Genomic DNA, 25,224 nt, shown 5'->3' on the forward strand with positions numbered 1-25,224 from the left:
TCACCTACCTTTCCCAGAAGGCTTTCTTAATTAGTAATTCGGTCGCGCTGATCGCTACCCCAAGCTTGGTAGCTGTCCCCGTTTTTGTCAGATTCCCAGATGAATCGACGTAGTAGGTGGCGTTTGGTGTAAGACTCGAAAAGCCTTTTGCAATTCCCTTTAGAAGGACTTTAACCATTTGTCCAGGTGTAGCAGCGTTCATGGCCACGCCGATTACGTTGGTAATTCGCTTCACCAGACCTTTAATTTTTAACGAATCTGTGCTATCCCCGAAAATGACAACAGTACCCGAGTTCGTTCGAAGTCCTTCAACGGTACTGGTCGCTGACGAAGATAGAGTAATAACCGGATCGGTGGTGACAGCCCCACCTGGGCCGATGCTAGTGCCACGGCTCTTGATCGCTGTGCCTGTAGCATAAAGAATATCGAACCGGGAATTGGAATAAGGGATGATCCTTATATCATCTGACCCAGTATCCAAAACAACGGGATTTCCTTGGCTGATACCATTTACTTTGCCATTACTATCTCGGGTTAGGGTAATAATTCGAAGTGTTGGTTGAGGGTTGCAGTACCCGACTAAAAGTGTGTAGCTGTCGATCTGAACAAGGTCCATACCTCTCGCCGCGCCAGCTGCTGAGTTCATGGTAAGAGCTGTTTTTTGTGCCAGTGTTTGTGCGAGGGTGTCTACTTCGTATATTCTAATAACTTGGTAGTAGCCGACTGCATTTACAAAGTAGTCGTAAATCAGGGCCAGTTCGTTCGCGCCAACTCGGTACAACTGCTGAAAGTAAGACAAATCGCCTTGAAAAGCTGCTTGTAGACCAAAGGTAAAGCCTGTGTCGGTCATGGTCATGGTTGCGATTTTCCCATAGGAATAGGTGCCTCCCATGGCTGTCCAGACAAAGAAATTGTTGCCCATATACACCATATCAAGGACGCTATTCTGATCTACGCCGGATGTAGAGGTAGATGACTTGCCTAACGTGATATTAAACCCGTTGATTACTAACTCCTGAGCCTTTACATTAGGAGAACCAACCCCGTACAGAATAACGGCCTGAGTTGGGGATACAACAGCCAGAGCGAAACGAGAATTCCCAGTTGCATCAGTGATGGCAATCGGCGTGCCTACAGTAAAAGCACCGTTCAACTCCTGCACAACAGCTACCTTGGTACAGTTAGAACCACCACTGTCATACCAGGCCATTAAAAACAGTCCGGGGCTGATCTCCTTAACCTTTATCTGTTGACTTTCGCGCGCGCTTGATGCCGCGATAGTACCTACCAGATTAGTGGCACCTGTAATAACTCCATCCCCAGTAATAACCGCGTCTCTTACCTGATTCGTGTTTGCAAGCTCCACCAGGCTGCCGGCCGCAAGTGCTGACGAGGAAGATGCGACGGAATAGCTTCTCGCAATCTCATTTGCTGTTTCAGCCCCAGCAGGTGCCCCTGTCCCAATTCCATGCGCTCCTAATACCTGCATTACATCCATAATCTCACCCCTTTCTATGCAACGCTGGTGATATCTCCATCAGCGTCATATGTGATCGTCCATATTTTCGTTTCAGCGACAGTCGTCCCATCCGCCTTGTAATACGTCCAGGTGTCCGTTTGATAGTTACCATTTGCGTCAGGGTTGGACAGGACAGAGCGCATGAACAGGGTATTATCAGACTCGCGTTTGTAATCGACCTGTGTGAATTTTCCGCTTGCGTCCTTCCCACTCTTTGTGATCTTCAGCCGGGCGAGTTGATCCGCTACCAACTTGCCGTTGGCATCGCGGGTGGGAATCTGGTTTGCGCCTGTTCCTACATGATAGCCGTCTACCATGTCTGCATTCAGGTTGGTGTTCAGTGTTCCATTGGATAATGGGACGTTGTCGGCTGCGTTTCCTACCGTTTTTCCTGCAACAGTCGACGCGTCGCCGGTGATGCTAAATGCTCCCTTGCCTTGTCCATCAAGCCGAGGAATCTTATTAGCTCCGTTGGCGGCTACATCTGTTTGCTTGACAAAAGCGTCCTTCGATACGATGGTTCGGCTGTCGGTCGAAGTAATGACTGAAGTAGCATCAGTGGCGAAGTACCAAAGTTTGCACTTGGCGTCAGCAGTTGCTTGAGAAGTGGTGTTTTTCACCAAACCGTCCGTGTCAAGGTAGATGTATTGTCCTTGGGTTCCATTTAACTGGATGCTGCCTGCAGCAACATCAATTTTGACTCCATTGACATAAGCTGCACCAGCCGTATAGTTGGCCGTCAACCCATTGGTCGTGAATGCAAGCCCCGAGATCACGGAGCTGCCCAGAATATTTTGAGCCAATCCTTCAACAAGCTGATGAGCCCTTTCAATTCCAGATTCCATGTTATTTGCCCGGGTGGCCGTAAATTTGGTCCCTTGTTGAACGATTTCTCCAGTGCCAGGATCCACGATATGATCGACCCACGTATTTTTTTGATAGCTCACTATCCGCTCACCTCCACTTTGACCTCAAATTCAAAGGCGATCAGCAGTCCGCTGTCGCCTTTTGTGATGCTTAAAGGCTTTACCGCCAAAGCATTACCACCACTGTCAACCAATGATGCAGCCTGAATCTGACCTTGGGATTGCACGTCGTCCAGATAGATATATTTGGTGACCTTCATGCCGCTGATGCTTGTCTTAAAGATTGGATAGGTCTTCAGTTGACCATCGACATTGATCAGCGCATTCGCAACATGATTGTTAAGATCGTCTCGCAAAAGTTCCAACAGCCGATTTTGAACAATTGCCAATGCTCTCACCCCCTATTCAGGAACAGAGTAGAACGTATTGGTCAGAGGGTGGTCCACAGTATTCGTCCGGGCTGCTTCTCCCACCATTACGCTCTCTTTATAAATGCGCCCTTCCAGGTCATCCTCGGCGGAAAAGGTACCGCAGAGAATGTAGTCAACCTCGAAAAAGCGTGCTGCAACCGAAACCAGAATGTCTTCGCCTCTACTGTTAACCACTGCCTTGCTGCAATTGACATGGATAGGTCTAATCCTTTCAAAATCCTTGGATAAATCAAGGAGGTTGACGGGTTGTGAATCAGAAAACTCGAACACTACTTCCTTGTTCGCGAAATCCTCCGTAACTTTCTCCAGCTTCCCGACCGCCTGACCCATTGCTCTTAGAACCGGTAAGGTAAATGGCAGTCGAGCCCAATGTTTTCGTAGGATATTCTTGCGCCGCTCCTCCACGCTCAAGAGCTGCTTTTTCCCGAAATAAATCCAGTCCCAAATATCCAATCCCCACGTGGCCGACCACGGAGTGAGCTGCTGCTGCAGGTCCTCCCTCTGTGCGTGAAAAGCGTCCACCGCTGAAGCCGTTCCTTCGAAATGATACTCCGCAACCTCATTCTCATACCAGTAAGGCGGCATCATCTGTCTGTACCGTTCAGGGATCATGTCGTCACCACCAGTTGCAGAGTGGCGACAGAATCAGCAGGCACGGTCAGGTTGGCTTCCTCGCCGTTCAGCGTGTAGTCGGTGAAGTCCTCTACGCCGTCCACGAAAAAGAGCGATCCGATCTGCTGATACACGATCTGGGAACGCCCTTTCAGGTATGTCTTTACGTGCGAGGCGATTTGCTCCTCGACTTTTGCCAGCTCGACGTCTGGCCGCAAACTGACCTTCACGGCGATTGCTACCGGATAGACATTGGCCGGAAGCACCTGCAAATCGTGCAGCGCACGCCGCTTGTCTTCCAGCTTGCTTCGAACCTGCGCAGCCAATTCCGGCGTAGCCGGCTGTCCGTCCACGTCCGTGATGTACACGTCGATGGAAAGATCGTGCCGCGCCTTTTCGATCGCGACAGCTCCGCCTACGCCGTCCATGTTGCGCGTCCATCGCTCGTAGTCCTGGCGGCGTCCGTCTCCTTCTTCGCTGCGCGCCCGGTCGATGAGTCGCTGGCGATAGGCGTCGTCTGTTTCTTCCTCGTTGCGAGTCAGGCCGAAGAATACACCTGCCGCATCCAAAAACTCGCCGTCTGCCCAGGGAAGAAAGCCTTGCAAAAAGCCGTATTCCAGAAGCTGCTGCTGCTCGCTCAGCTCTTCTGCGATCGGGTAAGCCAGATCGTAATGGATTTCCCCCTCGCCCGTAGCCGGCGGCGTCTCCCCTCGCTTCTGGGCGAGCATCGCCATCCGGTTCGCCATCCGCTGGTAGATTTGATCCGGCGTCTCGCGGAGAATGGGCATCTCCGGCTTTTTTACCGTTTCCATGCGTCCACCTCCATTCGGGTTGTGCCTCGAACTCCTTCCATCTCCAGATGCAAAACGACTCTGTCTCCCTCAAAGCGAATGTCCTGCACCTGTGCCCGCTCCACTTCGCTGTGGGCTTCCAGGGCTTCCTCGACTTGCGCTTTAATGACAGACAGCGACATGTCTGAGCGCATCCTGCCTTTGTCGGCCAAAAAATCGACGCCGTACCGTTCCGAGTAAATCGCATAGCGGAAGCGGCGGGTGTGGAGAATTTTTTGCACCGTTTCCTCCAGGTACTCCTCGTACGTCTTCGTGCGCACATACCTGCCATCCGGGCCTTGCTTCAACTGTTTGGTCTCCCAATCGAAGCGATACGTCCAAGGAATCGACACGTCCGCCGCGGTCGGGAGCATGTTCTCTTCCGTGCCGGGCAACTGTGGAAACATCACTCCACCACCCCGAGCAGAAGGTATTGATCGTTTGTGCAGAAAAGCACGGCGACCTGTTTGCCTACATCCTCCTGGCGCAATTGGGCGGAGCGCAGGACGACAATCTCGTCTGGCTCCAATGGGGTCGGGTCTTCGTCGAGTTTGACGGACACCGGGGACAGCGACAAAAGCCGTCCCAGCTCGCCCTGCGTGTTATTCAGGCCGTCGCGGGTGTAGCCTTTCAGCTTTGCAATGACGGACTGCATCGTTACGTCCTCCTTTCCAACTGAAGATCCATCGTGTATTGGCCGCCTTTCCAGTGCGCCTGGCAGCTGGTGACGATCCAATCGGTAATCGTTTGGTTGTTCTTTTCCATGATCTTGATGAGCCAGCCCGCGCGAAGCCGCGCCGCGTGCTCGTCCTCATGCCGGACCGTAATCGAGCGCGTCCGGGGGATTTTGGACAGCTCGGCAAGCTGCTTCGCGGCCAGAGCCGCTACATTTTTGTCCTCGCCTGCGTCGATGACCTTTTGCATGCGGCCGATCTGTTTGACGAGGCTTTCGTTTGCCTTCGTCGCGCTACTCGCCACCTGATCGCCCCGATAGCGTTCTGCTGTGACAACCGTGTAGACGTCCTCGATGCTTTCCCCCGTCGCGCTGTTTGCGAGCATGCTCGACTTGAACAAGGGCACGATGCTGTTCTTCCCTTCCGGCAAAACGGTCAGCTTGTCGCGCTGGTATTGCACGAAATAGCGAATGCCTGTTTTCTCGTAAGCTTGCTCGGTCAGCGAGGTGAACAACGCCGTGTACGATTGCGGCGAGATGCGCTCTTTAGTCGTAAAACCAAAAGGCGGGCAACTGAAGTTGACCCCAGCCGCCTTGATGATGCGCGCCAGCTCGGTTCCGGCATCGCCGTTCAGCTTGATCCGGGAGGTTTCGTTTTTTTGCAGGTACCAGCCCAACTCGTAGGCGGTTGCCGACAAGTCTCCCGTCCGGTCGTCGCGCTCCAGGCGGACAAGCGGGCCGTGGAAAAATTGCTGCGCTTCCTTTAGCTGCACGCCCGAAAAGAGCATGAAAAAGCCCGCCGTTTGCAGCGGCGGGGCCTCCTTGATTTTCACCTCTGCCTGTTGGGCGATCTGGCCGCGGGACGAAGACCAGGACAGCTCGATGACGGCCGGGGACAGGTCATAGCGGGTCTGCTCCTTGCCGTAAATGACTTTCATCTCATCATCTCCGTGAAAAACCGCGTTCGTCTTCCAGCTTTTTTTGGATACGCATGCGCATGTCCTCCGATTTTTTGCTGTCGGTGGATTGCGCCCACGCTTTTTGCTTCTGCGTTTTTTTCGCTACCTTGCCGCTCGTATTGGGACGAGCTGGCTGCTGCCGCGAAATGACCGAGCCGGGCGAAAGCAACTGCGTCTGATTGCTCCAGGTGATGAACTCGTCTTTGACAAACAGCGGCAGTTCGATCGAGCCGTGAAAGTCGACGTTTTTCCCCTGAAACTTGCCGTCGCACGGCCCGATGAGCACGTTCCAGGCAAGGTCCAGCTCGTCGATGGTCAAAAGCGCCTCCGATCCCGTCAGGCGCTCCAGCCCGGCAAGCCACGGCCTTGGCCCCTGGTAGCCTTTTACCTCGATGTACGGGGCCGAGATGTCGCCGGGCAAAAGGAAGTCGAAGCTGATCGCCTTTGGCCGTCTGGCCGAAATGCGATTTCCGGCCAGCAGCGTGATGGACGTGGTCCCTTCTACATCGTTGCCGTATCCGCGAAACTGAATGTCAGCGGGCGTGACCGGGAATGTCAATGGATATTTGCCTTGCAGCCGGATCATGTAGCCACTCCTCCTCTCGTCTCCAATGCATCCAGCAGCGCTTTCTCGATAATGGCCCGGATTCGCTGGCCGACGGATGGATCGTTGAGCATTTTCAGCATCGTCGGGATATCTTGCAGTACGCCTGCCGCCTGCAACGAAATCGTCACTTGCGGGAGGGTCAAGGAGACGCTCTGTGGTCGGGAAGCAGCGCTTGCCGCTGGAGAATAGCCAGGGGCAGGCTGTCCCGGCCATGCGGCCGATGTCGGGGCTGGCGCTGATGCCAGGCGGCTTCCGGCGCCTGTTTCCGCTGGCGGGCGTTCGCTTCCCTGTCCTGCTCGACTTGCTTTCGCGGATGATTGACTCTGCCACCACTCCGCAGCCTTGTCGAAGGCCATGCTGCCCAGCATAGAACCACCGAAGCCGCCGATGATGCCCCCGATCGCTCCACCTATCGCCGTACCGATGCCCGGAACAATCGAACCGACTGTTGCGCCCATCGCGGCTCCGGCGGCAGCGCCACCCCACCCGCCAAGCGCTTCCGCACCTACTTGAGCTGCCGTCTCCATCTTGTTTTCGGCTCCGGCGATCGTCGCCAGACCGAGCAACCCTCCAACGAAAGGCACCTTTCTCAGTCCCGCTTTCGCCATCGTTTTCCAAGCGCCTTTTCCGCCTGCTTTTCCCTCTCCACCCAAGCCGCCGCTATCTGGCTCAAGCTTGTTGGGGGCAGGAGCAACAGGGGGGGCTGCGTTTTTGCCAGCAGCATCCGGGACAGGTCTGTTCCCGGCAGACGGAACTGCCTTTTTCGACCGCTTTTTCTTCCGCCCGACAGCAGCGTTCCGTTCATGGCCGATGTTGATGCCTGCACCGGAGCCGTCGCAGCAGCAGCACTCGCCTTTTCCGCCTGCTGTCTTGGCAGCTGCTCCTTTTTTTCCTCTGCTGTCCCACCAGTCCCGCGTCGCGGTAGCGAAGGCTTTCGCTTTTCCCCACATGCTTGTTAGTTGGATCGCCATTGCTGTTCCTACGGCAAAAGTCCCGATTACGTACACGGCAGACTGTCTGACCGAGTCCGACCAACCGTTGACCCACCCGGTCAATGCTTCCGCTGTACGGGAAATCAGCGTCGAAACGCCTGACAGGTCGCCGGAAATTTTGCCGATGGCTTCCATGGCCTCGTTCTTCGCCGCTGCCTGCGCCTGCATGGACGCAAAAAACGGATCTGCCTTGGTCGCTGCGGCGTAAGACTTGTCGGCTTCGTTGCCGACTTGCGGGCTGATTTCGCCCCCGGCGATTTTAACCGTTTTCTCGACAGCCGATCCCGCATTTCCTCCCAGGCTTGCCATCGCCTTTTGCTGGGCAGCCTTGTCCGTCATGGCCGCAATCGACAGCATCGTTTTTCCAAGCGCGATTCGCTGCTCGTCTTTGTCTCCTGAGGACAATCCCTGGCTGATCTTCTTCGCCTCGTCCTCCGCCCGTTTCTTCGCCTCTGCGGCGCTTTGGCCTTGCGCCTCGTACTGGGACTGCAGGAGGCGAGCAAGCTCTCCGCTTCCGCCAAGCTCCTGTGTCTTTTTCAGCAAGGTGCCAAACGACTTCTCTTCATTGGACAGCTTGCCGATTTCCCCCACTACAGCCGCCAGTTTTTCCGGCGTATTCAGCAATTTTCCGTTTTGCGCGTTGAATTGCGAGATGGATTCGACCAGCTTGACGCTGAGGTTGCCTTCTCCCGTGTTGTTCATGTACTGGAGCGCATTCGCCAGCCGCACGGCGCTGTCCGTGTCAGTCGTGCCGCCAATGGCCGCCATCATTTTCACGCTGTCTTCCGGAGCAAACCGCGTCGTGACGCCAAGCTTGGCCGCTTCCAGCGCGAAGTTCGGGTGGTCGTTCTCGCTTTTGGCGATCAGGGCCATGGCCTGGGAAGCTTTCAGGTAAGGATTGAGCGTTGTCAGCTTTTTCGTCAGCTCGTCAAAACGCTTCATTTCCTCCTCTGTTTTCCCTCTGGCCGCATACAGCGCCCGCTCCCGTGCCGCTGCCTGCGCTTCGGTCTTGGCTCCATCGAGCGTCGTGCCTATCGCAAGTCCGGCCAAAATCCCTCCGGCAGCCGCCAACTCCGTTTTCAAGTCGTGGAGCTTGCCGGTGACCTCCCCGAACTCCACTTTCGGCTTTACGTTTACCTGGTTCAGTTCTTTCAGGCTGTTCCGGATGTTTTGCATGTCCGCTTTCATCTGCCCCATTCCCGCAGAAAATTGCCTGGTCATGCGCTGCACCCCCCGGCTGGACCGGTCTACTTCCCTTGCCAGCCCGCCGGCTTCCTTCACCAGCCTGTTCATTTCCTTGCGCATTTCTTTCAGTCTCGCAACATCTGTTGCCAATCTTTTCACCTCCTGTCCGATCTGATTGACTCGAAGAGAGAGCCGACAGGAAAAAGGCCGAGTGCGATCACCCAGCCTTCTCCTCATCCTCCAGTTCGATCATCTGACAAGCCATCACGAACAGCTTTTGCTTGTACGCATCCACTTCGTACTCCACGAGATCCGACGGACGGCCTCTGCCCTTTAAAAAAGCGCGGCACATATGCCAGGCCTCTCCGTCAGATCGGATCAGTTTTTTGCTTCTTCAATGGCCGCTTCCTCCGATTGGCCCGCGTTTACTTCGCGCACCGCTTGCAGCAGCTTGCTGTAGCCTTCCGGGTTGTCGCGGAAAATCTTTTCCACCAGCTCGTACTTCGTTCCTGCCTTGTACGCCTTTTTCAGTTCTTCCTGGTTCCACGGAAAATCGTGCTCGGTCGACTTCACAATCCGGGCATCGTTGTACAGGAACCAGTCTGTTTGCTCCCCTTTGTCCGCCATCCGCTCGCATTCGCGCAGCTCTGTCAGATTCAGTTGGCGCACTTTCCATTCGTCGCCGTCAATGACGACAGTCACCTCTTTGCGCGGGGCCTGTTCATTCGCTTTTGCCAAATATTTTTGCAGCTTGCTCATCTTTCTTCCTCCTATTCGATGTAGGTTGGCAGTTCATCCAGGTAGTCCGGCTTGTCGATGGACATCCCTTTCAGGTCGTAGGTAGCGTGATCGTTGCCGTCTGCCTTCGCTTCCCACAGCGTGATCTCGTCCGGATTGAGCACAATGTTGGAAATGCGGACGCGCTCGGAATGGCCCGCTTCCTTGTCCAGCGTCTCGCCGATCAAAAACGGCAGAACAGGCGTCTTGCCCTGCGTCAGTTGCTCGACCACGTAGTATTTCAGGGCAGCGTTGGTGGCGGTAATTTTCAGCGTCACCTCGACATGCCAGTCATTGACCGTCTGGATTTTCCCTTTTTGCAGACGGTTCGTGTCGCCGTACTCGACCTTGAGGACCATTTTGCCTTCCAATGTCCCGTAGATCGGATCTCCATTTTCATCGTACACCTGGCAATTTTTCAGTTTGATATCGCGTGCAATAGCCACTTACAGCACCTCCCAGTCAATGTCAAAGTATTCGATGGCATCCAGCGGCTTGGCCGACAGTTGGAAGCCCCGGCGATCTCCGTTGCCGTTCTTTTTGTCGGTAAACGTCCAGCCTGCTTCAATCGCGCCCTGCTGCTCGCGAACGGTCATGTAGGCGTTGACCGCCGAGACGAACACCGCGCCGCCGAGGTCGTTGTTGCCGAGCTTGCCTTTGTACTTTTTGCCCACGGCATTAATGTCGTTGACGATCTGATCGAGCGTCATGCTGACGCGGATTTTGCCGTAGTCTTCGCGTTCATGGTTGCCCAGCACAGCCAGCGTGTTGACGGCGCTCTCGATGATGTACACATCGCCATCGCGCGTCGCCACCAGCGTGCCGGAGCCGAGCGCTTGCAAAATATCGCTGTGGCCCCAGTCCTTCTGCGCCTTTTTCAGCGGCACGACGACCGCCGTCAAAGACTCATGGGCAGGCGTCGCCGCGATCATGCCCGCTACCCACGCAGCCCACTCCAGGCTTCCGTACACGTTGCCGTTGTTGTGCTGGCCTGCGATGGCGCAATTGACGACAAAGCGGGCGTTTTGCGCGACAGAACGCTCCACGTGCTTCTCCATGCTCTCGTCTTCCGCCGCTTTTCCACCGATGACCAGCGTGCTCAGCTTTTTGCCGAGCGTACGGCGATCGCTCATAAACTGCTTGGCTGCCGCCTGCACAGCCGGATCATCGAACGGCAGATACATCGCGTCAAAATCGGCGCCGGATACAGCCATGAACAGTTTGGTCGCATCAGCCGCAGTAAGCGTGTCTGTCCCGCTCGCCCCGCCTGCCAAATTCGTCTCGGAAGTTGTTGCAATCGCCGCATCTCCCAGCTTTTTCACACGCACGTAAATCGATTGGCCGGTTTTGCCCACCAGCTCGTCCGCGTTGGCAAACGAAAACTTCTCGGTTTGCAGCGGCCCTTTTACTTGCAGCTCCTTTTTGCCTGGCTCAGAGGTGGACGCACTGATGACGACCTTGAGATCGTTGCCGATTAAGCCCGGATAAAGCGCCTCTACCCGGATCGCGTCCGCCTGTTCGTAAGCAGCTTTGCTTGCATTTCCGTTCGTCATGCGGTAGGCCAAAATCGTCGCGCCCCCCTCCCCCGCCAGTTCAACCGTATCGGCCTTGCCGAATGTTTGCGCCATGCGCTCCTCGTAGCTGCCCAGCTTCACCAGTTCGTCCGGCGCCCCCCACTCCGCCTGGTACGGAACCAGCACGACGCCGCTCTTTGGCACGACGCGTTCTTTTGCTTTTGCGATCAGTTCGACCGTTACCCCCGGCCGTTCACGTTGAATGGTCATGATTACACCCCGCCTTTGTATTTGGTCAATCGATTTTTCACTTGGCCCTCCGGCAACCGTTCGTGATCGGCTGCCTGAAAAAGAGCGCCTGCTACCTCGAACCTTTCGGCTTCCAGGTAAGCGGCGCTCCTGATCCACTCCTGCTTGGTTTTCACAACCTCAGGCTGTTGTTCTTTTTTTGCCACTAGGACTGTCCCTCCTCGATCTCAAATTCGTTGATTGTTCCTTCGGCCTCTCTCGGTACCGTCACGATGTACGTGAACCGAAAAGCCATTTCCGTGCGGTCTCGTCTATCCCGCCAGATGCGCAACGTGGAGCTGTCGATCTCGATGGACATCCCGGACGCCCTGCCCCGGTAGCTGTACTGCGACTGGCGCAACAGCTGGCGCAGCGGCTCGGCCGACAGCCTCTGATACACGCCCTCTATTTGGGGATAATGGAGCACGATGAGCGCCTCCGCCTCCACCTGATAGGAAGTGTGGCTCCGGCCTGTTTCGCCGATCCCTTGCGTCATCAGAAACGCCGCTGGCGGCGAAAAGCGCCGAGCCATCCAGTCATCGACATTCAAGACTGTTGCCAGTTGCGGATAAGCTTCTTCGATCAGCTCGGTCAAAATGGCGAGCTCGCGATCCTCCATCTTCCCACCTCCCTTTTGTTCTCGTCCTTCGCCGCGTGTCAACTCCCTTCTGTCTGATTAGCGAACGGAAAAAGCCACCCGGTTCGTCACCAGATGGCTCGTTTGGTTCTTGCTTGATTCGCTTGAGTCGATTATAACGCGAAGCGCGTGGAGAAGTGGATTTTTCACGGAAGTGTCAGGGGGTGTCAGCTTGTGTCAGTCATGGGTGGGGCGGAGGGTGCTAGTTGCGTTGGTTCTGGTAGCTCTGCTGGTTCCTGTAGCTCCGCTAGTTCCAGCGGTTCTGCCTGCTCCCTCTAGCCCCCCACCTCCGCCCGATCCACTCCAATAAAAAATAAAGCCTCGCCACCCTTTTTGGCGAAGCAATCAAACGGTGAATGGACCTTTCGCACCCGCTCACTTTAAAAAATGATCTATTGCTTCTCGAAATTTCTCTGGTTCTTCAATATGAGGGCAATGATTGCTCTCTTCAAATATCCAAAGCTTTGAACCTGCAAGTAAACGGTGTATCTCTATCGAAAATGCAAGAGGGCACTGAGCATCGTATCTACCGCACATGACGAGAGTTGGCGTTTTCACTAAATGCAAATGGTTTCGAATGTCGAACAAGGACAATTGCTGATTATAATAATCCAAACGCTTCTGAACGGTTCTTCCGCTACTGGGTATACGGAAGTATTCATCCCATTTTTCAGGGTGGTGTAACGACATTTCAGTCCATTCGCGTGCTGCCTGTGCTTTTCGTTCATTACTTGCATCGGCGGAATTTAGAATGGAGAAAATTTCACGCAGACGATGATTTTTACGGTTTTCCATGCAATAAATCGAATCCGCCGACCGCATGTATTCGTTTGAAGCAGCAGCACCTGCTACGATTAAATTCTCAAGTGCATCTGAATGATTTATTCCATACACAAGCCCCAGCATTCCACCTGTTGAATGTCCTGCAAATGACCATTTCTTGTAACCAAGAGCCACTCTTATGGCTTCAAGGTCCTCAACTGAATCAGTCATGCTCAGTTCTGATTCTTCAACAATACGTTCAGAATTTCCGCATTCTTTCAAGTTAACCAATATGACCTTGCCTATTTCTGCAAACGGGTCTGCAAAATAATTTCCGCGTTTCGTAAACGCCGAGTAGTAATGGGTTACACATACAGGCATACCTTCACCAGCAACAAAGACTTCAAAAGTCCCCCGACTCGTTGACACCATTACTTGGTCCCAAGTAATCATAGACACAACTCCTTACAATAGTACTCGAAGGGATACGCTAGAGGAAAATAGATGTTTTTCTGAGTTTGGTATTTATCGGAATAGTTATCCACTTCTCCGTTGCGTTCTCATAATCCTTGCTCTCCAAAAATCGGTCCTGTTCCCAAAGGAGATGAATGCTCCCCTCATTACAGAGCAAACATTCTTGTTTTCAACGATCAACAACATGATTTCACAACAACAAAAAAAGACTCGCCCCTGGCACTGTTTCTCACCAAAGCGGAGTCTTTTCCTTGTGCACATGATCTTTTTGTTATGAACTCACCCCGTCTGCTGCATCTCATCTCCGTACATCGCCCACGCCATTTTCATGACGGCGCTCCGCTTGATCTCGTAATAGCGTTGCCGCGACACTCCGAGCGCTTTGGCAATCCCGTTGTTTTTCTCGCCATCCAGCAGCGCTTCGACGATCAACCGCTCCTGCTCGCTGCGGATCGTCTCTACCGCCCGGTTGATGCGGTCAATTTTGTCCTGCAAGCTTTTGAGCCGCTTTTGTTTCCGTTCCCGGCGCACAACCTCTGCGTGTGTTTTGTCGCTGTGGAAGCCTTGGCCTTTTGGCATGGCAGAGTCCAGTCCGTACTGACTGACCATGCCTTCGCCCGCTTCACGCAAATAGCGCTGGATGCGCGCGATCTCGATTTGCATGTAGCTGTAATCGCGAATGTCCTCCTCCGTCTTTTGCAAAATCGACAGGGCTGGCGCCAACTCCTCCCACTCGGGGATGCCTTCCCGTTTTTTGCCCGGCTCTGTTTGGGCTGGCGGCTGAAGATTTTCCTGCCGGAGCAAATATCTGTCCCACTCCGGGCACGATTCGACTTTGCCAATGTGCTGATCGTGAACCTGGCAGTGCGTCCGCTTGCCCCAGCATGTCGCCGGGCAGCCCTCGCACACCGCTTCCATCAGCAGATCTCTTTTCATCATCGTCGTTGCCGTCATCTTCTCTCCCCCTTGTTCCCTTCCTCTTGCATGGCGATGCAGCTTCCCTTCGCCTTTTCATCCATCGCAAACCGCTGCGTTGGTTCGAATCAGTTCGATCAGCTGGCACTTGATTTCCTGAATCGATTCTTCGCGCGGCATGCGGATAAAGCACGCCATCCGCTCCATCTCTGGTTGAAGCAAGTCCAGAACCTGGAGCATGGCTCCATTGTCCCCAGATCTCGCCCGTTCAAAAATCACATCGAAAGGTTCATGTTGGCTGCCATGATCCGGAGATACTTTCTTTTGCATTTTGACACCCCCTGTCGCGATATGTTCAACTGCTGGGCTACCTCTTGTTCGGTCCTGCCTTCGATAACCACCTTGCGAATAATGTATCCAGGCTGCGCAGGCAGTTCCTGAAGCAGCTGTTCCACGTGCAAATCGGAAATAATCGCGGAAAAGGGATCGTTCCCCACGACGTCCTCATACAGCAAGCCTTCCTGTTTCCGCTTCTTTTTTTCTTTGTACTGCAAGCGCCACGCAATTCTTCTAACCAGTTGCACACATGGATACAGCATGCTCTCGCTCTTTTCCATTACCGAAACACCTCAACCAGATGTAAAAGTAACCGTTACATGACAGTCCGTATTGTGGCATGGCCTTGTCGCCTCACCACTTGCGCAGTTTTTCCGATAGAATGATCTGCCCGATGATAACGCCAATCAACAGGGCAGCAGCTCCAATCAATGCTGCGTTTATCATTTGCGAGAAAATCCCCTTCCCCCATGTTTTCTCTTATTCGCACGGCTTTTCGTCAGCGGCAGGCGAATCGCTTGGTTTCTCGATCGACTCTGCCTCCTTGTCTTTTTCCTTGTTCGCCTTCAGTTGCAGATCCAAAATATTGTTGATGCGAATTTGCAGATCGACATGCTTGAAGGCGACGACCAAGACGAGAAAACAAACAACGGCAGCGAGCACCTGTACGGCATCCATCGACATCATCGGCCGCTCGCTCCATGCTGAACCGCCAAACCGCCGATCGTGACCGTCGCTTCTCGCTTTCCTTGCGGCGCCTGTTGCCGAGCGTTGCCACCTTCGTATTCGCGGCCTGTCAACCAGGCAAGCTGCTTTTGCATATACTCACTCCCTCTCTGGTTCCGTGTATACGGCAGGACTGCTTCGTTTCCCAGCAGGACCAGAATAAACAAGAACGGTTGTTCCCTTTTTTGTAGTACAAGTATCTCATACTTATCGCAGAAGTTCAAGTTATTTCCATTCATTTTTTTGCAGTCAAAATTCCTTCCGGTTTACCCGTGCTGTACGTATGCTGCGCAAGAATAGGTATCTGAACAAAAATCACGCTTGTTGAGCGACCAGACCCCTTCTGTACCATCGTCCTTGTCCCGCCGAAAAGTACATTGATCTCATACTTGCTTCCCTCCGCATTTGCCAGCCAGCGGACAGATGGCTTCCCAGGAAACAGCAAGAGCCAGCCCCTCTCCCATCTGGTCAAAGGACTGGCTCTTTCTTCCATTGCCGCGCGGATTCATCCGTCCCGAAAAATCAATGACGGTCTGACACCTACGCTCTAGTCTTTTTGATAACGAAAACACGTCGCCACATGGTCATTCACCATGCCCACTGCTTGCATGAACGCATAACAAATCGTCGAACCGACAAAAGTAAAGCCGCGTTTTTTCAAATCCTTGCTCATCTTGTCGCTGATTTCGCTTGAGGCGGGCACATCTTTCAGCTCTTGAAAGTGGTTATGGATCGGCTTGCCGCCGACGAACGACCAGATGTAGCTGGAAAAGGAGCCGAACTCCTCTACGACCTTGAGATAGGCGTGCGCGTTTTTGACGACGCCCCTGATTTTCAGCTTGTTCCGCACGATGCCTTCATCTTGCAAAAGCTGCTCGATCTTTTTCTCGTCGTACTGCACGATTTTTTCCGCCTCAAAGTTGTCAAACGCCCGGCGGTAGTTCTCCCGCTTTTTCAGGATCGTATACCAGCTCAACCCCGCCTGTGCGCCCTCCAGATTCAAATATTCAAAGAGCAGCCTGTCATCGTAAACAGGCACTCCCCACTCCCGGTCGTGATACTCTACATACAACGGGTCCTCATTCACCCAGCCGCATCGATTCATTAGAAAAGACCTCCCAGCAAAATACGAACATATATTCTCACATAGAGAATAAACAATCTTTGGCTGTTCTGCAAGTTATTCTTGCCCGTTCTTGCCCCTTTTCTTCCCATGAAATAGGCTTGAACCGAACCGCAACCCAGACGAGCTAGGCAGGGCTTACCTCGTATCGTCCTCCCTCTGCCTGTTGCCGGATAAATCCGATGGAGATGCGGTTGAATTCTTCCGACTGATCCACATTGACAACATGCCCGCTATTTGCCAGCAAACGGAGCCGGGCGTACTTTCTGTCGCTCACGCACACCTGAACCGCGGGCAAAAACATGTAGTCTTCGTCGCCCATCACAAACAGGGCCGGAATCGGAGGCTCCTTCGCCAGCAGGCTGCCTAAAAACGCATTGATGCCGTGCGTCAGCGAAAACCAGCGCTTGAACTCTTGTTGACAAAGCTTTTGCGCTTCTCTGACAAATAGCGACCGGGATTCGCGATGGCGCGCCCGCGGCATGATGACCCAGGCAAACAGCTTGTACAGCCACATGTACGGCACGATGTGCTTGACGAGATTGCCCAGCGCGATCAGCACCTGCGAGCGCACATTCAGCCGGGTCACGGCTCCCGCCAAAACCATCGAGCGAATTTTTTGCGGCTCCAGCTCTGCTATGATCTGCACGATGATCGTCCCGAGCGACACCGCAACAAAATGGCTGGAAGCGATGTTCTCGTGCTTCATCACCTCGATAATGTCGCGGCTCACGTCCTCGAACGTGTATTTCGGCCGCCGCTTCCCCAGATGCTGCTTCGATCTGCCGTGGCCGCGCAAATCGACGAGGAGAATATTGAAATGCTCTTTGTAAGCTTTGATCTGTTTATACCAGATGGATGAGCTGCCGCCCGCGCCGTGGACGAAGGTCACCCATTCATAACCCTCACCGCGTATGTACGTCTTATAATGAATCACTTATATCCCCCCAGAGGTATTATAGCGGAGGGATGTTCTGTGTGAAACCATTACCATTTTCTTGAAAAAAGGCCGCCAGTTCTACCTGACGACCTGTCTTGCACCATGCGAACGCGAACGCAACCGCAAGCACCTCTATGCGTTTCGTTTCCGGCGCAGTTGATAGTACGTCACAGCCAACGCCAGCGCCAATACCGTTCCCTTGATAATATCGTAGGCGTAGTACGGCAGGTTGAGCATGGTCATGCCGTTCAGCAGCACCCCGATCAGGATCGCGCCGACGAACGTTCCGAACACATTCGGCTTGCCTGCCCCGAATACCGAGAAGCCGACAAACGCCGCCGCTACTGCATCCATCAGCAGCGAGCCGCCGCTATTGACCTGGCCTGTCCCGATCCGCGCCGCCAAGAGCATTCCCCCGAGGCCGGCAAACAGCGCGGACAGCACGTAGGCGAGGGTGCGATAGCGATTGACCGGAATGCCTGACAGCCGTGCCGCTTCCAGATTGCCGCCCGTCATGTACAACATTCGCCCTTGTCTGGTGTAGGACAAATACACGTGCGTGACCGCGACCAGCAAAAAGGTCAGGATGACCGGAACCGGCAGCGAGAATAGTTTGCCTTGGCCGAGCCACAAAAACCACTCCTGGAATTTCCCCGGAGCCATTGAGCCGTCTTCCATCGGCATGTTGGCATAGATCGAGTAGCCTTTGGAATACGTCATGTGCAGCCCGTTGACAATGTAGAGCATCGCCAGCGTCGCCAACAGGTCGGGAATCCGGATTTTGACGACCAGAAACGCGTTGATTAGCCCGACGATCAGGCTGAGTACAATCGGAACAACCAGTGTGACAAACGCGCCCTGCTCGTACCAGACCATCATCGAGGCGGAAACGACTGTGGCTAGCGACACCGTCGAACCGACAGACAGGTCAAAGCCTCCGACAATCAAGGAAAACGTAACGCCGATGGCAACAAACGTCACGATGGAAATCGAACGCAAAATGTCTGTGATGTTGTCATACGTAAAAAAATACGGATTGGTCAGACTGAATAACCCCATGACGATCACAATAACTGCGACAGTACCGTATTTGTAAATAAAATCAAACAGGCTGAATTTTTTACCTTCCACCTTACTCACCTCCGCTTGCGTAATACAAAATCCGCTCCTGGGTCGCTTCCGCCCGGCTCAGTTCGCGGACGACTTTGCCTTCGAACATGACCAGAATCCGGTCCGCTATGCCCAGCACCTCCGCGAACTCGCAGGAAAAGTACAGAATGCCCTTGCGCTGCTCGGCCAGCTTTCCGATCAGGCGGTAAATATCGCTTTTCGCGCCGATATCCACGCCCTTGGTCGGTTCATCGAACAGGAAAACGTGCGCATCCGCATCCAGCCATTTGCCGATGGCGACCTTTTGCTGGTTTCCCCCGCTGAGATAACCGACCTGCTGGCCGATGTCCGCCGTCTTCACGCCCAGCCGCTGCACCAACTCGCGCGCTTGCCCCGCCTCGACTCCGCTGCGGACAAACCCGAGACGCGACCATTTCCACAAGGTCGAGACAGACAGGTTGTTTTTCACCGATTCCTCCACAAAAATGCCTTCTTTTCGCCGCTCCTCCGGGACGAGGACGATCCCTGCATCGACGGCGTCCTTTGGCGAACGCAGGCGTACCGTTTTGCCTCTCAGCCTGATCTCGCCAGCCTCGGCCGCATCCGCCCCGAACAGCAGCCTGGCCAGTTCCGTTTTCCCTGCGCCGACCAGCCCGACGACACCCACGATCTCGCCCTCGCGCACGCTCACATCCGCACCGCGAACCTTGCCGCCCGCCACTCCGGCCGCTTCCAGAATCACTTCGCCAATCGGTACCTCCACCTTCGGATACTCTTCCTCGAAGCTTTTGCCGAGCATGTTCCCGATGACTTCATCCATCGTCGTAGCAGCGGTCTCGCTCGTCGCAATCCGCTGACCGTCGCGCATGACCGTGATCCGATCGCAGATTTCGAAGATTTCCGGCAACCGATGGGAAATATAGATGATGCCGACGCCGGCTTTTTTCAACTGGTCGATGATGAGGAACAGCCGCTCGCTCTCCTTCGTGCTCAAGGGAGCTGTCGGCTCGTCAAAAATGACGTATTTCGCCTTTTGCACGGTAGCGCGGGCAATCAGGATCAGCTGCTTTTCGGACAGGGTACATTCCTCAACAAGCATGCGCACGGGGATGGAGAAGCCGAAGCCCTGCAAAATGCGTTCCGCTTCCTTGTGCAGCCCCTGCCAGTTTATCAAGCCCTTGCTGCGATCGGCCACGATCCGGTCGAGCAAAATGTTTTCGGTCACGCTCAAATACGGAACCAGCGCCGTATCGACTTCCTGGTAGACGCACTGGATGCCCAACGCTTTCGCATCCTGCGGCGATTGAATCGAGACATCCTTGCCGTCAATCGCGATGCTGCCGCCATCCGCCTGATACGCGCCTGTGAGAATTTTCATCAAGGTGCTCTTCCCCGCCCCGTTCGCTCCGAGCAGCGCGTGCACCTCGCCAGCCTTGACTTCAAAATCGACGGAGCGCAGCGCAGGCACGCCGGAAAACTGCTTCACAATCCCTTTCATCTGCAAGCTGGACACGTTTCGCCCCCCCTAAATAAACAAGATTCCCGTTGACAAAAGCAACGGGAATAGCCAAATCAACTGACTCTATTTGCTTACTTGCCCCACTCTGGCACGTATTGGGACAGGTCGCCCATTGTCACTTTTTTATCCGTTGGCAAGTCTTCCTGTTTGACCAGCACCGGATTCAGCTTCACGCTGTCTGGCACTTGCTCCCCTTTGATCTTTTGGAAAACGGTTTGCGCGTGAATGCGTCCGATATTCGCCGGATCCACTGCTGCGGTCGCGACCCAAGGCGAGTTCGGCTCCTGGATCAGCTGCAAGTCTTCATCGCTCAGGTCGATGCCATATACCTTGATTTCGGTGCGTCCTGCTTGCTGGATCGCCCGGGTAGCCCCTTTGGCAAACTCATCCCAGGATGCCCAGACGGCTGTAATGTCGCCTTTGTTCGGATATTTTTTCAAGATCGCTTCCATCTGCGCCTGCGTATCCAGCGCCGTGTTGTTGGTGGCAGAGCCAAACGCGGCGATTTCCTTGATATCCGGGTATTTTTTCAGGAAGGCTTCATACGTAACCTGACGCTTTTCCATCGGCGCAAAGCCCGCTACCCAAATTTTCACGATGTTGCCTTTTCCGCCCGTATCGGCAGCCAGCTTTTCCAGACTCAGCTCGGCCAGCTTGTGGTCATCCTGCTCGACAATCGGGACGCCCGGCAGCTTGATATCGGTGTCGAACAGCACAACCGGGATTTTTTTGTCGACCGCTTTTTGCGTGCCTTGTTGCAGCGCTTCCGCCGTACCGTGGTCGATCAGGATGCCGTCAAAATTTTGGTTCACCGCAGCGTCGAGGTTGGAGGCCATTTTCGACAAATCGGTGTCCGCGTTGAACACGGTCAGCTCGCCGCCGTTTTTCTCGACTTCCTGCTTCACGCCGTTAATGTACTGGGCAGAAAACGTCCCGACGTTTTGGCGCATAATCAAGGCAATGCGCTTCGCCTTCTCGCCGCCGGAAGCGCCGTTCGCCCCTGTCTGTGAGGTGTCCGCTCCTCCGCCGCAAGCGGTCAAAGCCAGCGACGCAGCCAGTACGATGGATGTGACAAGACCCAACTTCTTTTTCATCGAAAAATCCCCCTTTTTTCTTTCCTGCTGAGCTTCAAGCTGAGGAGGCGACCTTCCCATGGGAAAAGCCTCTTTCAACAGATGAAAGAGGCTTGATCGACAAGATTCGCGCCTCTTATCTGCCAGGTATCGCTACCTGTTGGAGTTAGCACCTTGGCTCGCAAGACAGTGGATCTTGCCAGCTAGGTTGCCGGGCATCATAGGGCCATTCCCTCAGCCTTCTCTGGATAAGAGTAGTTTTTATTTTCACAACGTTTGGATGAATATATACAGACTATAATTCTTGTTTTACCCATCTGTCAACTAGGTTTTTAAAACTTTTGAACTACAAAATCCTTCCATTCCATTCTCCAAATTTTGGAGGGATTCGGTAAAGTCTTGTCGAAATATCGTAGATTGAAGCAAAAGTCATGCAAATTTGCGATGAGGATGTCCCATGAGTCTATTAAAAGAAGTCATCTTGCAGATGTTCTTTGCCCTGATCCCATTTGTCTTGTTTCACATCTATTACCTCGACCGGATGCGCAACTATAGCCGTTGCTTTATTCTGGTAACCAGCTCTGTCTGCATGCTCCTGACGATGACCTTCGCTTCGAGCGTCGTGGAGGGAATCCTGTTTGATATCCGGCATGTCATTGTCTTTTTCGCTCTGATTTACGGCGGGGTGCCAGTCGCCTTGACCGTGCTGGGCGAATCGGCGCTGTACCGCTACTATCTGGGCGGCGAAGGCACCTGGGTTGCCATGCTCGTTCTGGCCGCCACGTTCGCCGTCTCCCTCCTGATTGATCGACGGTACAAAGCCAGTTATCGGAAAACACTGTTTACTCTTTTGACGGGTGCGCTTATTTCCCTGATCGATTTGGGGTTGACCTATCTGATTTTTCCTACCTATGTATCCGATCACCTTGCCTATCATGCGTTCGTGATCCCCGTTCAAAATTTTGTCGGCATCTGGCTGTTGATGTCGTTATTTAGCAAATGCGTCTCCGACAAGGCGCTGTTTATTCGCCATGCGCAAAACGAAAAAATCGAGACGATGAGCCACGTCGCCGCTTCGCTGGCGCACGAGGTGAGAAACCCGCTCACGGCCGTCAAAGGGTTTTTGCGGCTGATTCAGGAAAATCCGGAAAATGTCGCGAAAACCAATCAGTACATTCGCATCAGCATGGACGAGATCCAGCGCACGGAAGCGATTCTGACGGAGTACCTCGCGCTGTCCAAGCCGCTCAAGGAGCGAAACGAACTCATCGACGTATGCGAGCAGCTCCACATCGTCCGCGAAGTGATGCTGCCTTTTGCCAACATGCACAACGTCGAGCTGGAGCTGCAAGCCTCGGAAAAGCTCGTTACCATCATGGCCAATCCCGACGAGTTCAAGCAGGTGCTGGTCAACTTTATCAAAAATGCCATCGAGGCATGCGCGGACGTTTCGAACGCAAAAGTCTCCCTGTCGCTGTTCATGGAAAAAAACAACGCCCTCCTCGTCATCAAGGACAACGGCATCGGGATGGACGAGGGACAGATCAAGCGCCTTGGCACGATCTACTTTTCTACCAAATCGAGCGGTACCGGACTTGGACTGACGTATTCGTACCATGTGATTCACACGTTTGGCGGTTCCGTGAGCGTGTCGAGCAAGCCGAAGGTCGGCACCAAGTTCACGATTACATTTCCGTCCCATCAGCCGCAGTAGCACCCAGTCGATTGACGTCAGTGCTGAATGGGCGGAATCCGCTGGGAACTGTCCGGTTGTTTCTCGAAAAACAACAAGTCGTGTTGCCGATTCAGCGTGGCGAGAAAGACATGCTCGATCGCCACGCCGCTTTTTTTCAGCTCCTGCATCAGCCAGCTCTTGTCCCGTTCCCGGTACTTCAGCGCCTCCTCACATATTTTCCCCTCGACAATCACCGGCAAGGAGAGGCCCGTCGAAGCAGACTGGATGTGCAGGTCTTGTCGCGTCGCTGGCTGTTGCGCGGATTTTTTCAGTACCGTCAAGCGACCATTCGCCTCGATGATGGCCAGGTCAATCTCCGCCAGATCGAAAATATCTTTTTCTCGCAGCATTTGCAGCACATTGTCGAGCGAATAGCGTATCTTTTTCAGCTGATGGACGAGAAACTCGCCATTGTAAAACACGACCGTCGGTTCAAACGTGACCATTTTTCCAAAACGCCTGGACATAATCGACCACTGGGACACGATGCGTTGCAGCACCCCGAGCGCCACAATCGCGACCGCGATGGGAATGTGGTGGACGTTCGGCTCGGCAATATCGGCCCCCGCCACGGACCCCAATGTTATGATAATCATAAAGTCAAAAACAGGCAGTTCGCCAATCGAGCGCTTTCCCATGAACAACGTCACGATCAGCAACAGCGGCAGAATGGTACAGACACGCCCGACTACGATCAAGCTCTCACTGAACAGTTCCACGACAAACGCCTCCTGCCCCCAAGCATTTCCTTCTGTTACTATGTAAACTTTTGGCAGCATTTATGCGAAAGGCTTTGCCCGTAAAGTACAAGCTGTCGTCACTTGCCCTCCATGATACCCAAACGACTTTCTCCAAATGAAAAACGAGTCATAGAAGCGATTCTATGGCTCGTTTTTTCGGCTGTTTCTTTGTTTATTTTGAAAAAAGCGGCTTTTACCGCGCTTGGCAAGCGTTTATTTTCACCAATCCGGGTCCGCGAATGCGATGATCATTTTCACCCATTCAGGATCAGCATGCTGCGGCATGTATTGTGTTTGGGTAATGGTAAAAAGAAAAATGAAAGCAGCAAGTCCGGGCAACCATTTTTTCATGGCACTCTACCTCCCTATTCCTTTACAAGACTATTATGGCAAATTTTTACGAGATTTTCCACAGTCTCGACAGATATGTTCTTTCTACTCGCAAGATGATATGTAAAAATCGTACCAAACCCCTCAATCATCTTTGCCGCTGCTCCAATTTGTCGATAAAATCCAATACTTTGCATGAGACTGTGGATCCCTTCCTCCTCCTGCCCCATTGAGATCAAGCAGATGCCTTTTTGTTTAAAGTATCTGGCTGCATGTTTAATTCGATTAGGGTGGGTGTCCACCGACAAAAAGGTGTCTTCAGTAGCGATCAACTCCTGGATCGCACCGTTCTGTTCCGTTTTGAAGTATACGTCCAAAAGGTCGCTGGCAATCGTAATCCGCTCAGACGGCTTTGCTTCACGCAAGCACTCGTTATACAACGCAATCGCTTGCTCATATTCTCCTTTTTTCGCATGCAGCAGCGCCCGCAAATGCTTCTTTCGAAAATCCGCATATTCGCTCTTTTCGTACATTTCCAAATATTGTTCAGCCAAGATCAAGTAACCGAGGCGCAAATACGCGTTCACGACAGAGATCAGCGCGGAAGCTTTTTGTCTGCTGTCGTTTGTCCTGTCTTCCATGAGCGCCTTTTTGCACAGCTCAATGCTTTCCCCGTAATTGTCCAAAATATAAGCGTGGACGCCCATACGGTAGTAGTAATCTATGCGCTCCAACGGCTGCAACAGGTCGATGTAGTGCAACAATTCCTTTCCTCGCTGAAACGTTTCTTCAAAGCGGGAAAAATCATCCCGTTCGAGCAAATAACGCGCGTAGAGACTCTTCCCCAGATAGAAAGGGATGCCGCATTTTCTCGTAAAATCTATCATTACCTCGTGCAAGGCTAATTTAATAGAGGGGTTCTCTGTTTCTTTTGCCAATTGATGAAGGTAATCCAACGCAAGAAAAGTATCCATTTTCGGTGTGTCGAGCAGTTTCTGAGCCGCTTTGCGCACGAGCGTCTGGCTGTTAAGCGCAATCGCTTCGTTCAGCAGCACTTGAATCGACATGGGTCTTTCTGTTGTGCTCAAATAAACGGCGATAGCATCGACTTCCGGAATGTTCAGAGCACGGGCGATCTTCTTCCACTGAGCGAAACCCAATCGCTTGGTCGCTCCTGACTCTATTCTGGAAAGCGCTGTTTTGCTAATACCCGTTCGTTCTGCAAGCTCATTTAACGATAGATTTTCCCGCTGTCGGTAGGCAAGGAGCCATTCTCCAATAATTTCTTCAGTGAACATTGGAAACCCCCTAAAAAAATTTTTAACATTTATATTTTTTATAATATAACACAACCAGAGATATGGGAATATATCCCTTTGATGTAAATGAAAAAATTGAAACTAAAGAAGATGAATTGCCAAAAAACGCAATCTCAGCCCCAAAAAGCGACAAAAAAAGAAGAGCCTCGACAATTTGGTCTGACCCCTGTCAAGTAGACAGATATTAATTGAGGCTGTATTATTAGGCGGCTGTAGCCCTGAATTCCCTAGG

31 protein-coding genes and 1 riboswitch are annotated in these 25,224 nt (G+C 53.2%); of the genes, 1 reads left to right on the plus strand and 30 read right to left on the minus strand.

Features of this window, described 5'->3' with window-relative positions:
* Nucleotides 1-4: 4 nt before the first annotated feature.
* The 27 genes from ACTHO6_RS06545 to ACTHO6_RS06675 form a co-directional block, all read right to left on the minus strand.
* A complete protein-coding gene (locus ACTHO6_RS06545; RefSeq protein WP_440240615.1) occupies nucleotides 5-1,498 on the minus strand; it encodes a hypothetical protein in 1,494 nt (497 codons plus the stop codon).
* A gap of 14 nt (nucleotides 1,499-1,512) precedes the next feature.
* Nucleotides 1,513-2,466 carry a hypothetical protein gene (locus ACTHO6_RS06550; protein WP_440240617.1) on the minus strand — a complete coding sequence of 318 codons (954 nt, stop codon included), beginning with the start codon at nucleotides 2,464-2,466 and terminating at the stop codon, nucleotides 1,513-1,515.
* Nucleotides 2,466-2,774: a hypothetical protein gene (locus ACTHO6_RS06555; RefSeq protein WP_440240619.1), complete on the minus strand. Its 309-nt coding sequence runs from the start codon at nucleotides 2,772-2,774 to the stop codon at nucleotides 2,466-2,468. Before ACTHO6_RS06555 ends, ACTHO6_RS06550 begins: the two co-directional genes overlap by 1 nt.
* A gap of 12 nt (nucleotides 2,775-2,786) precedes the next feature.
* Complete coding sequence (locus ACTHO6_RS06560) at nucleotides 2,787-3,428, minus strand: putative phage tail protein (protein WP_440240621.1); 642 nt, start codon at nucleotides 3,426-3,428, stop codon at nucleotides 2,787-2,789.
* Nucleotides 3,425-4,240: a baseplate J/gp47 family protein gene (locus ACTHO6_RS06565; RefSeq protein WP_440240623.1), complete on the minus strand. Its 816-nt coding sequence runs from the start codon at nucleotides 4,238-4,240 to the stop codon at nucleotides 3,425-3,427. Before ACTHO6_RS06565 ends, ACTHO6_RS06560 begins: the two co-directional genes overlap by 4 nt.
* Entirely contained in the window at nucleotides 4,228-4,665 is a 438-nt protein-coding gene (locus tag ACTHO6_RS06570) for a DUF2634 domain-containing protein (protein ID WP_440240625.1), read from the minus strand. Before ACTHO6_RS06570 ends, ACTHO6_RS06565 begins: the two co-directional genes overlap by 13 nt.
* On the minus strand, nucleotides 4,665-4,913 hold the full coding sequence (locus ACTHO6_RS06575) for a hypothetical protein (RefSeq protein WP_440240627.1): 249 nt from the start codon (nucleotides 4,911-4,913) through the stop codon (nucleotides 4,665-4,667). The genes ACTHO6_RS06570 and ACTHO6_RS06575 overlap by 1 nt, the downstream gene beginning before the upstream one ends.
* A 2-nt stretch (nucleotides 4,914-4,915) precedes the next feature.
* Entirely contained in the window at nucleotides 4,916-5,869 is a 954-nt protein-coding gene (locus ACTHO6_RS06580; RefSeq protein ID WP_440240629.1) for an XkdQ/YqbQ family protein, read from the minus strand.
* Nucleotides 5,870-5,873: 4 nt separating this feature from the next.
* Nucleotides 5,874-6,476 (minus strand): hypothetical protein, encoded by a 603-nt coding sequence (locus ACTHO6_RS06585; protein WP_440240631.1) that lies wholly within the window; start codon nucleotides 6,474-6,476, stop codon nucleotides 5,874-5,876.
* Nucleotides 6,473-8,824, minus strand: a complete 2,352-nt coding sequence (locus tag ACTHO6_RS06590; protein WP_440240633.1) for a hypothetical protein — start codon at nucleotides 8,822-8,824, stop codon at nucleotides 6,473-6,475. The genes ACTHO6_RS06585 and ACTHO6_RS06590 overlap by 4 nt, the downstream gene beginning before the upstream one ends.
* A 67-nt stretch (nucleotides 8,825-8,891) precedes the next feature.
* Nucleotides 8,892-9,026 carry a hypothetical protein gene (locus tag ACTHO6_RS06595; protein ID WP_440240635.1) on the minus strand — a complete coding sequence of 45 codons (135 nt, stop codon included), beginning with the start codon at nucleotides 9,024-9,026 and terminating at the stop codon, nucleotides 8,892-8,894.
* A gap of 26 nt (nucleotides 9,027-9,052) precedes the next feature.
* Nucleotides 9,053-9,433: a phage tail assembly chaperone gene (locus ACTHO6_RS06600; RefSeq protein ID WP_440240637.1), complete on the minus strand. Its 381-nt coding sequence runs from the start codon at nucleotides 9,431-9,433 to the stop codon at nucleotides 9,053-9,055.
* Between the two features lie 11 nt (nucleotides 9,434-9,444).
* A complete protein-coding gene (locus ACTHO6_RS06605) occupies nucleotides 9,445-9,897 on the minus strand; it encodes a hypothetical protein (RefSeq protein ID WP_440240639.1) in 453 nt (150 codons plus the stop codon).
* On the minus strand, nucleotides 9,898-11,235 hold the full coding sequence (locus tag ACTHO6_RS06610; RefSeq protein WP_440240641.1) for a phage tail sheath subtilisin-like domain-containing protein: 1,338 nt from the start codon (nucleotides 11,233-11,235) through the stop codon (nucleotides 9,898-9,900).
* Between the two features lie 2 nt (nucleotides 11,236-11,237).
* Nucleotides 11,238-11,420 (minus strand): hypothetical protein, encoded by a 183-nt coding sequence (locus ACTHO6_RS06615; RefSeq protein WP_440240643.1) that lies wholly within the window; start codon nucleotides 11,418-11,420, stop codon nucleotides 11,238-11,240.
* Nucleotides 11,420-11,872, minus strand: a complete 453-nt coding sequence (locus ACTHO6_RS06620) for a hypothetical protein (RefSeq protein ID WP_440240645.1) — start codon at nucleotides 11,870-11,872, stop codon at nucleotides 11,420-11,422. The genes ACTHO6_RS06615 and ACTHO6_RS06620 overlap by 1 nt, the downstream gene beginning before the upstream one ends.
* Before the next feature lie 393 nt (nucleotides 11,873-12,265).
* Complete coding sequence (locus ACTHO6_RS06625; protein ID WP_440240647.1) at nucleotides 12,266-13,105, minus strand: alpha/beta fold hydrolase; 840 nt, start codon at nucleotides 13,103-13,105, stop codon at nucleotides 12,266-12,268.
* 300 nt (nucleotides 13,106-13,405) lie between these two features.
* The gene (locus ACTHO6_RS06630) at nucleotides 13,406-14,080 is read right to left on the minus strand and encodes a hypothetical protein (protein WP_440240649.1); all 675 of its coding nucleotides are present in this window, start codon (nucleotides 14,078-14,080) and stop codon (nucleotides 13,406-13,408) included.
* Nucleotides 14,081-14,137: 57 nt separating this feature from the next.
* Nucleotides 14,138-14,281 (minus strand): hypothetical protein, encoded by a 144-nt coding sequence (locus ACTHO6_RS06635; protein WP_440240651.1) that lies wholly within the window; start codon nucleotides 14,279-14,281, stop codon nucleotides 14,138-14,140.
* A gap of 35 nt (nucleotides 14,282-14,316) precedes the next feature.
* The gene (locus ACTHO6_RS06640) at nucleotides 14,317-14,658 is read right to left on the minus strand and encodes a sigma-70 family RNA polymerase sigma factor (RefSeq protein WP_440240653.1); all 342 of its coding nucleotides are present in this window, start codon (nucleotides 14,656-14,658) and stop codon (nucleotides 14,317-14,319) included.
* Nucleotides 14,659-14,857: 199 nt separating this feature from the next.
* Nucleotides 14,858-15,064, minus strand: a complete 207-nt coding sequence (locus tag ACTHO6_RS06645; RefSeq protein ID WP_440240655.1) for a hypothetical protein — start codon at nucleotides 15,062-15,064, stop codon at nucleotides 14,858-14,860.
* Entirely contained in the window at nucleotides 15,061-15,198 is a 138-nt protein-coding gene (locus tag ACTHO6_RS06650) for a hypothetical protein (RefSeq protein WP_440240657.1), read from the minus strand. The genes ACTHO6_RS06645 and ACTHO6_RS06650 overlap by 4 nt, the downstream gene beginning before the upstream one ends.
* A 452-nt stretch (nucleotides 15,199-15,650) precedes the next feature.
* On the minus strand, nucleotides 15,651-16,208 hold the full coding sequence (locus ACTHO6_RS06655) for a DNA-3-methyladenine glycosylase I (RefSeq protein WP_440240659.1): 558 nt from the start codon (nucleotides 16,206-16,208) through the stop codon (nucleotides 15,651-15,653).
* A 145-nt stretch (nucleotides 16,209-16,353) separates the two neighbouring features.
* Entirely contained in the window at nucleotides 16,354-17,163 is an 810-nt protein-coding gene (locus tag ACTHO6_RS06660; protein WP_440240661.1) for an alpha/beta fold hydrolase, read from the minus strand.
* A 135-nt stretch (nucleotides 17,164-17,298) separates the two neighbouring features.
* Complete coding sequence (locus tag ACTHO6_RS06665; RefSeq protein WP_440240663.1) at nucleotides 17,299-18,297, minus strand: ABC transporter permease; 999 nt, start codon at nucleotides 18,295-18,297, stop codon at nucleotides 17,299-17,301.
* A 1-nt stretch (nucleotide 18,298) separates the two neighbouring features.
* Nucleotides 18,299-19,789 (minus strand): sugar ABC transporter ATP-binding protein, encoded by a 1,491-nt coding sequence (locus tag ACTHO6_RS06670; RefSeq protein ID WP_440240665.1) that lies wholly within the window; start codon nucleotides 19,787-19,789, stop codon nucleotides 18,299-18,301.
* Between the two features lie 77 nt (nucleotides 19,790-19,866).
* Nucleotides 19,867-20,889, minus strand: a complete 1,023-nt coding sequence (locus ACTHO6_RS06675) for a substrate-binding domain-containing protein (protein WP_440240667.1) — start codon at nucleotides 20,887-20,889, stop codon at nucleotides 19,867-19,869.
* Between the two features lie 112 nt (nucleotides 20,890-21,001).
* A riboswitch (SAM riboswitch) is annotated at nucleotides 21,002-21,123 on the minus strand.
* A gap of 202 nt (nucleotides 21,124-21,325) precedes the next feature.
* Here ACTHO6_RS06675 and ACTHO6_RS06680 point away from each other — a divergent pair.
* Nucleotides 21,326-22,582, plus strand: coding sequence for an ATP-binding protein (locus tag ACTHO6_RS06680; protein WP_440240669.1), 1,257 nt, complete (start codon nucleotides 21,326-21,328; stop codon nucleotides 22,580-22,582).
* Between the two features lie 17 nt (nucleotides 22,583-22,599).
* Here ACTHO6_RS06680 and ACTHO6_RS06685 read toward each other — a convergent pair whose 3' ends face one another.
* The 3 genes from ACTHO6_RS06685 to ACTHO6_RS06695 form a co-directional block, all read right to left on the minus strand.
* Nucleotides 22,600-23,322: a DUF421 domain-containing protein gene (locus tag ACTHO6_RS06685; protein WP_440240671.1), complete on the minus strand. Its 723-nt coding sequence runs from the start codon at nucleotides 23,320-23,322 to the stop codon at nucleotides 22,600-22,602.
* Between the two features lie 240 nt (nucleotides 23,323-23,562).
* Entirely contained in the window at nucleotides 23,563-23,694 is a 132-nt protein-coding gene (locus ACTHO6_RS06690; protein ID WP_440240673.1) for a hypothetical protein, read from the minus strand.
* Between the two features lie 14 nt (nucleotides 23,695-23,708).
* Nucleotides 23,709-24,971 (minus strand): helix-turn-helix domain-containing protein, encoded by a 1,263-nt coding sequence (locus ACTHO6_RS06695; protein WP_440240675.1) that lies wholly within the window; start codon nucleotides 24,969-24,971, stop codon nucleotides 23,709-23,711.
* Nucleotides 24,972-25,224 lie beyond the last annotated feature (253 nt).

Origin of the sequence: Brevibacillus sp. SAFN-007a (assembly GCF_051967035.1) — a bacterium.
In the GTDB taxonomy this organism is placed as follows: domain Bacteria; phylum Bacillota; class Bacilli; order Brevibacillales; family Brevibacillaceae; genus Brevibacillus.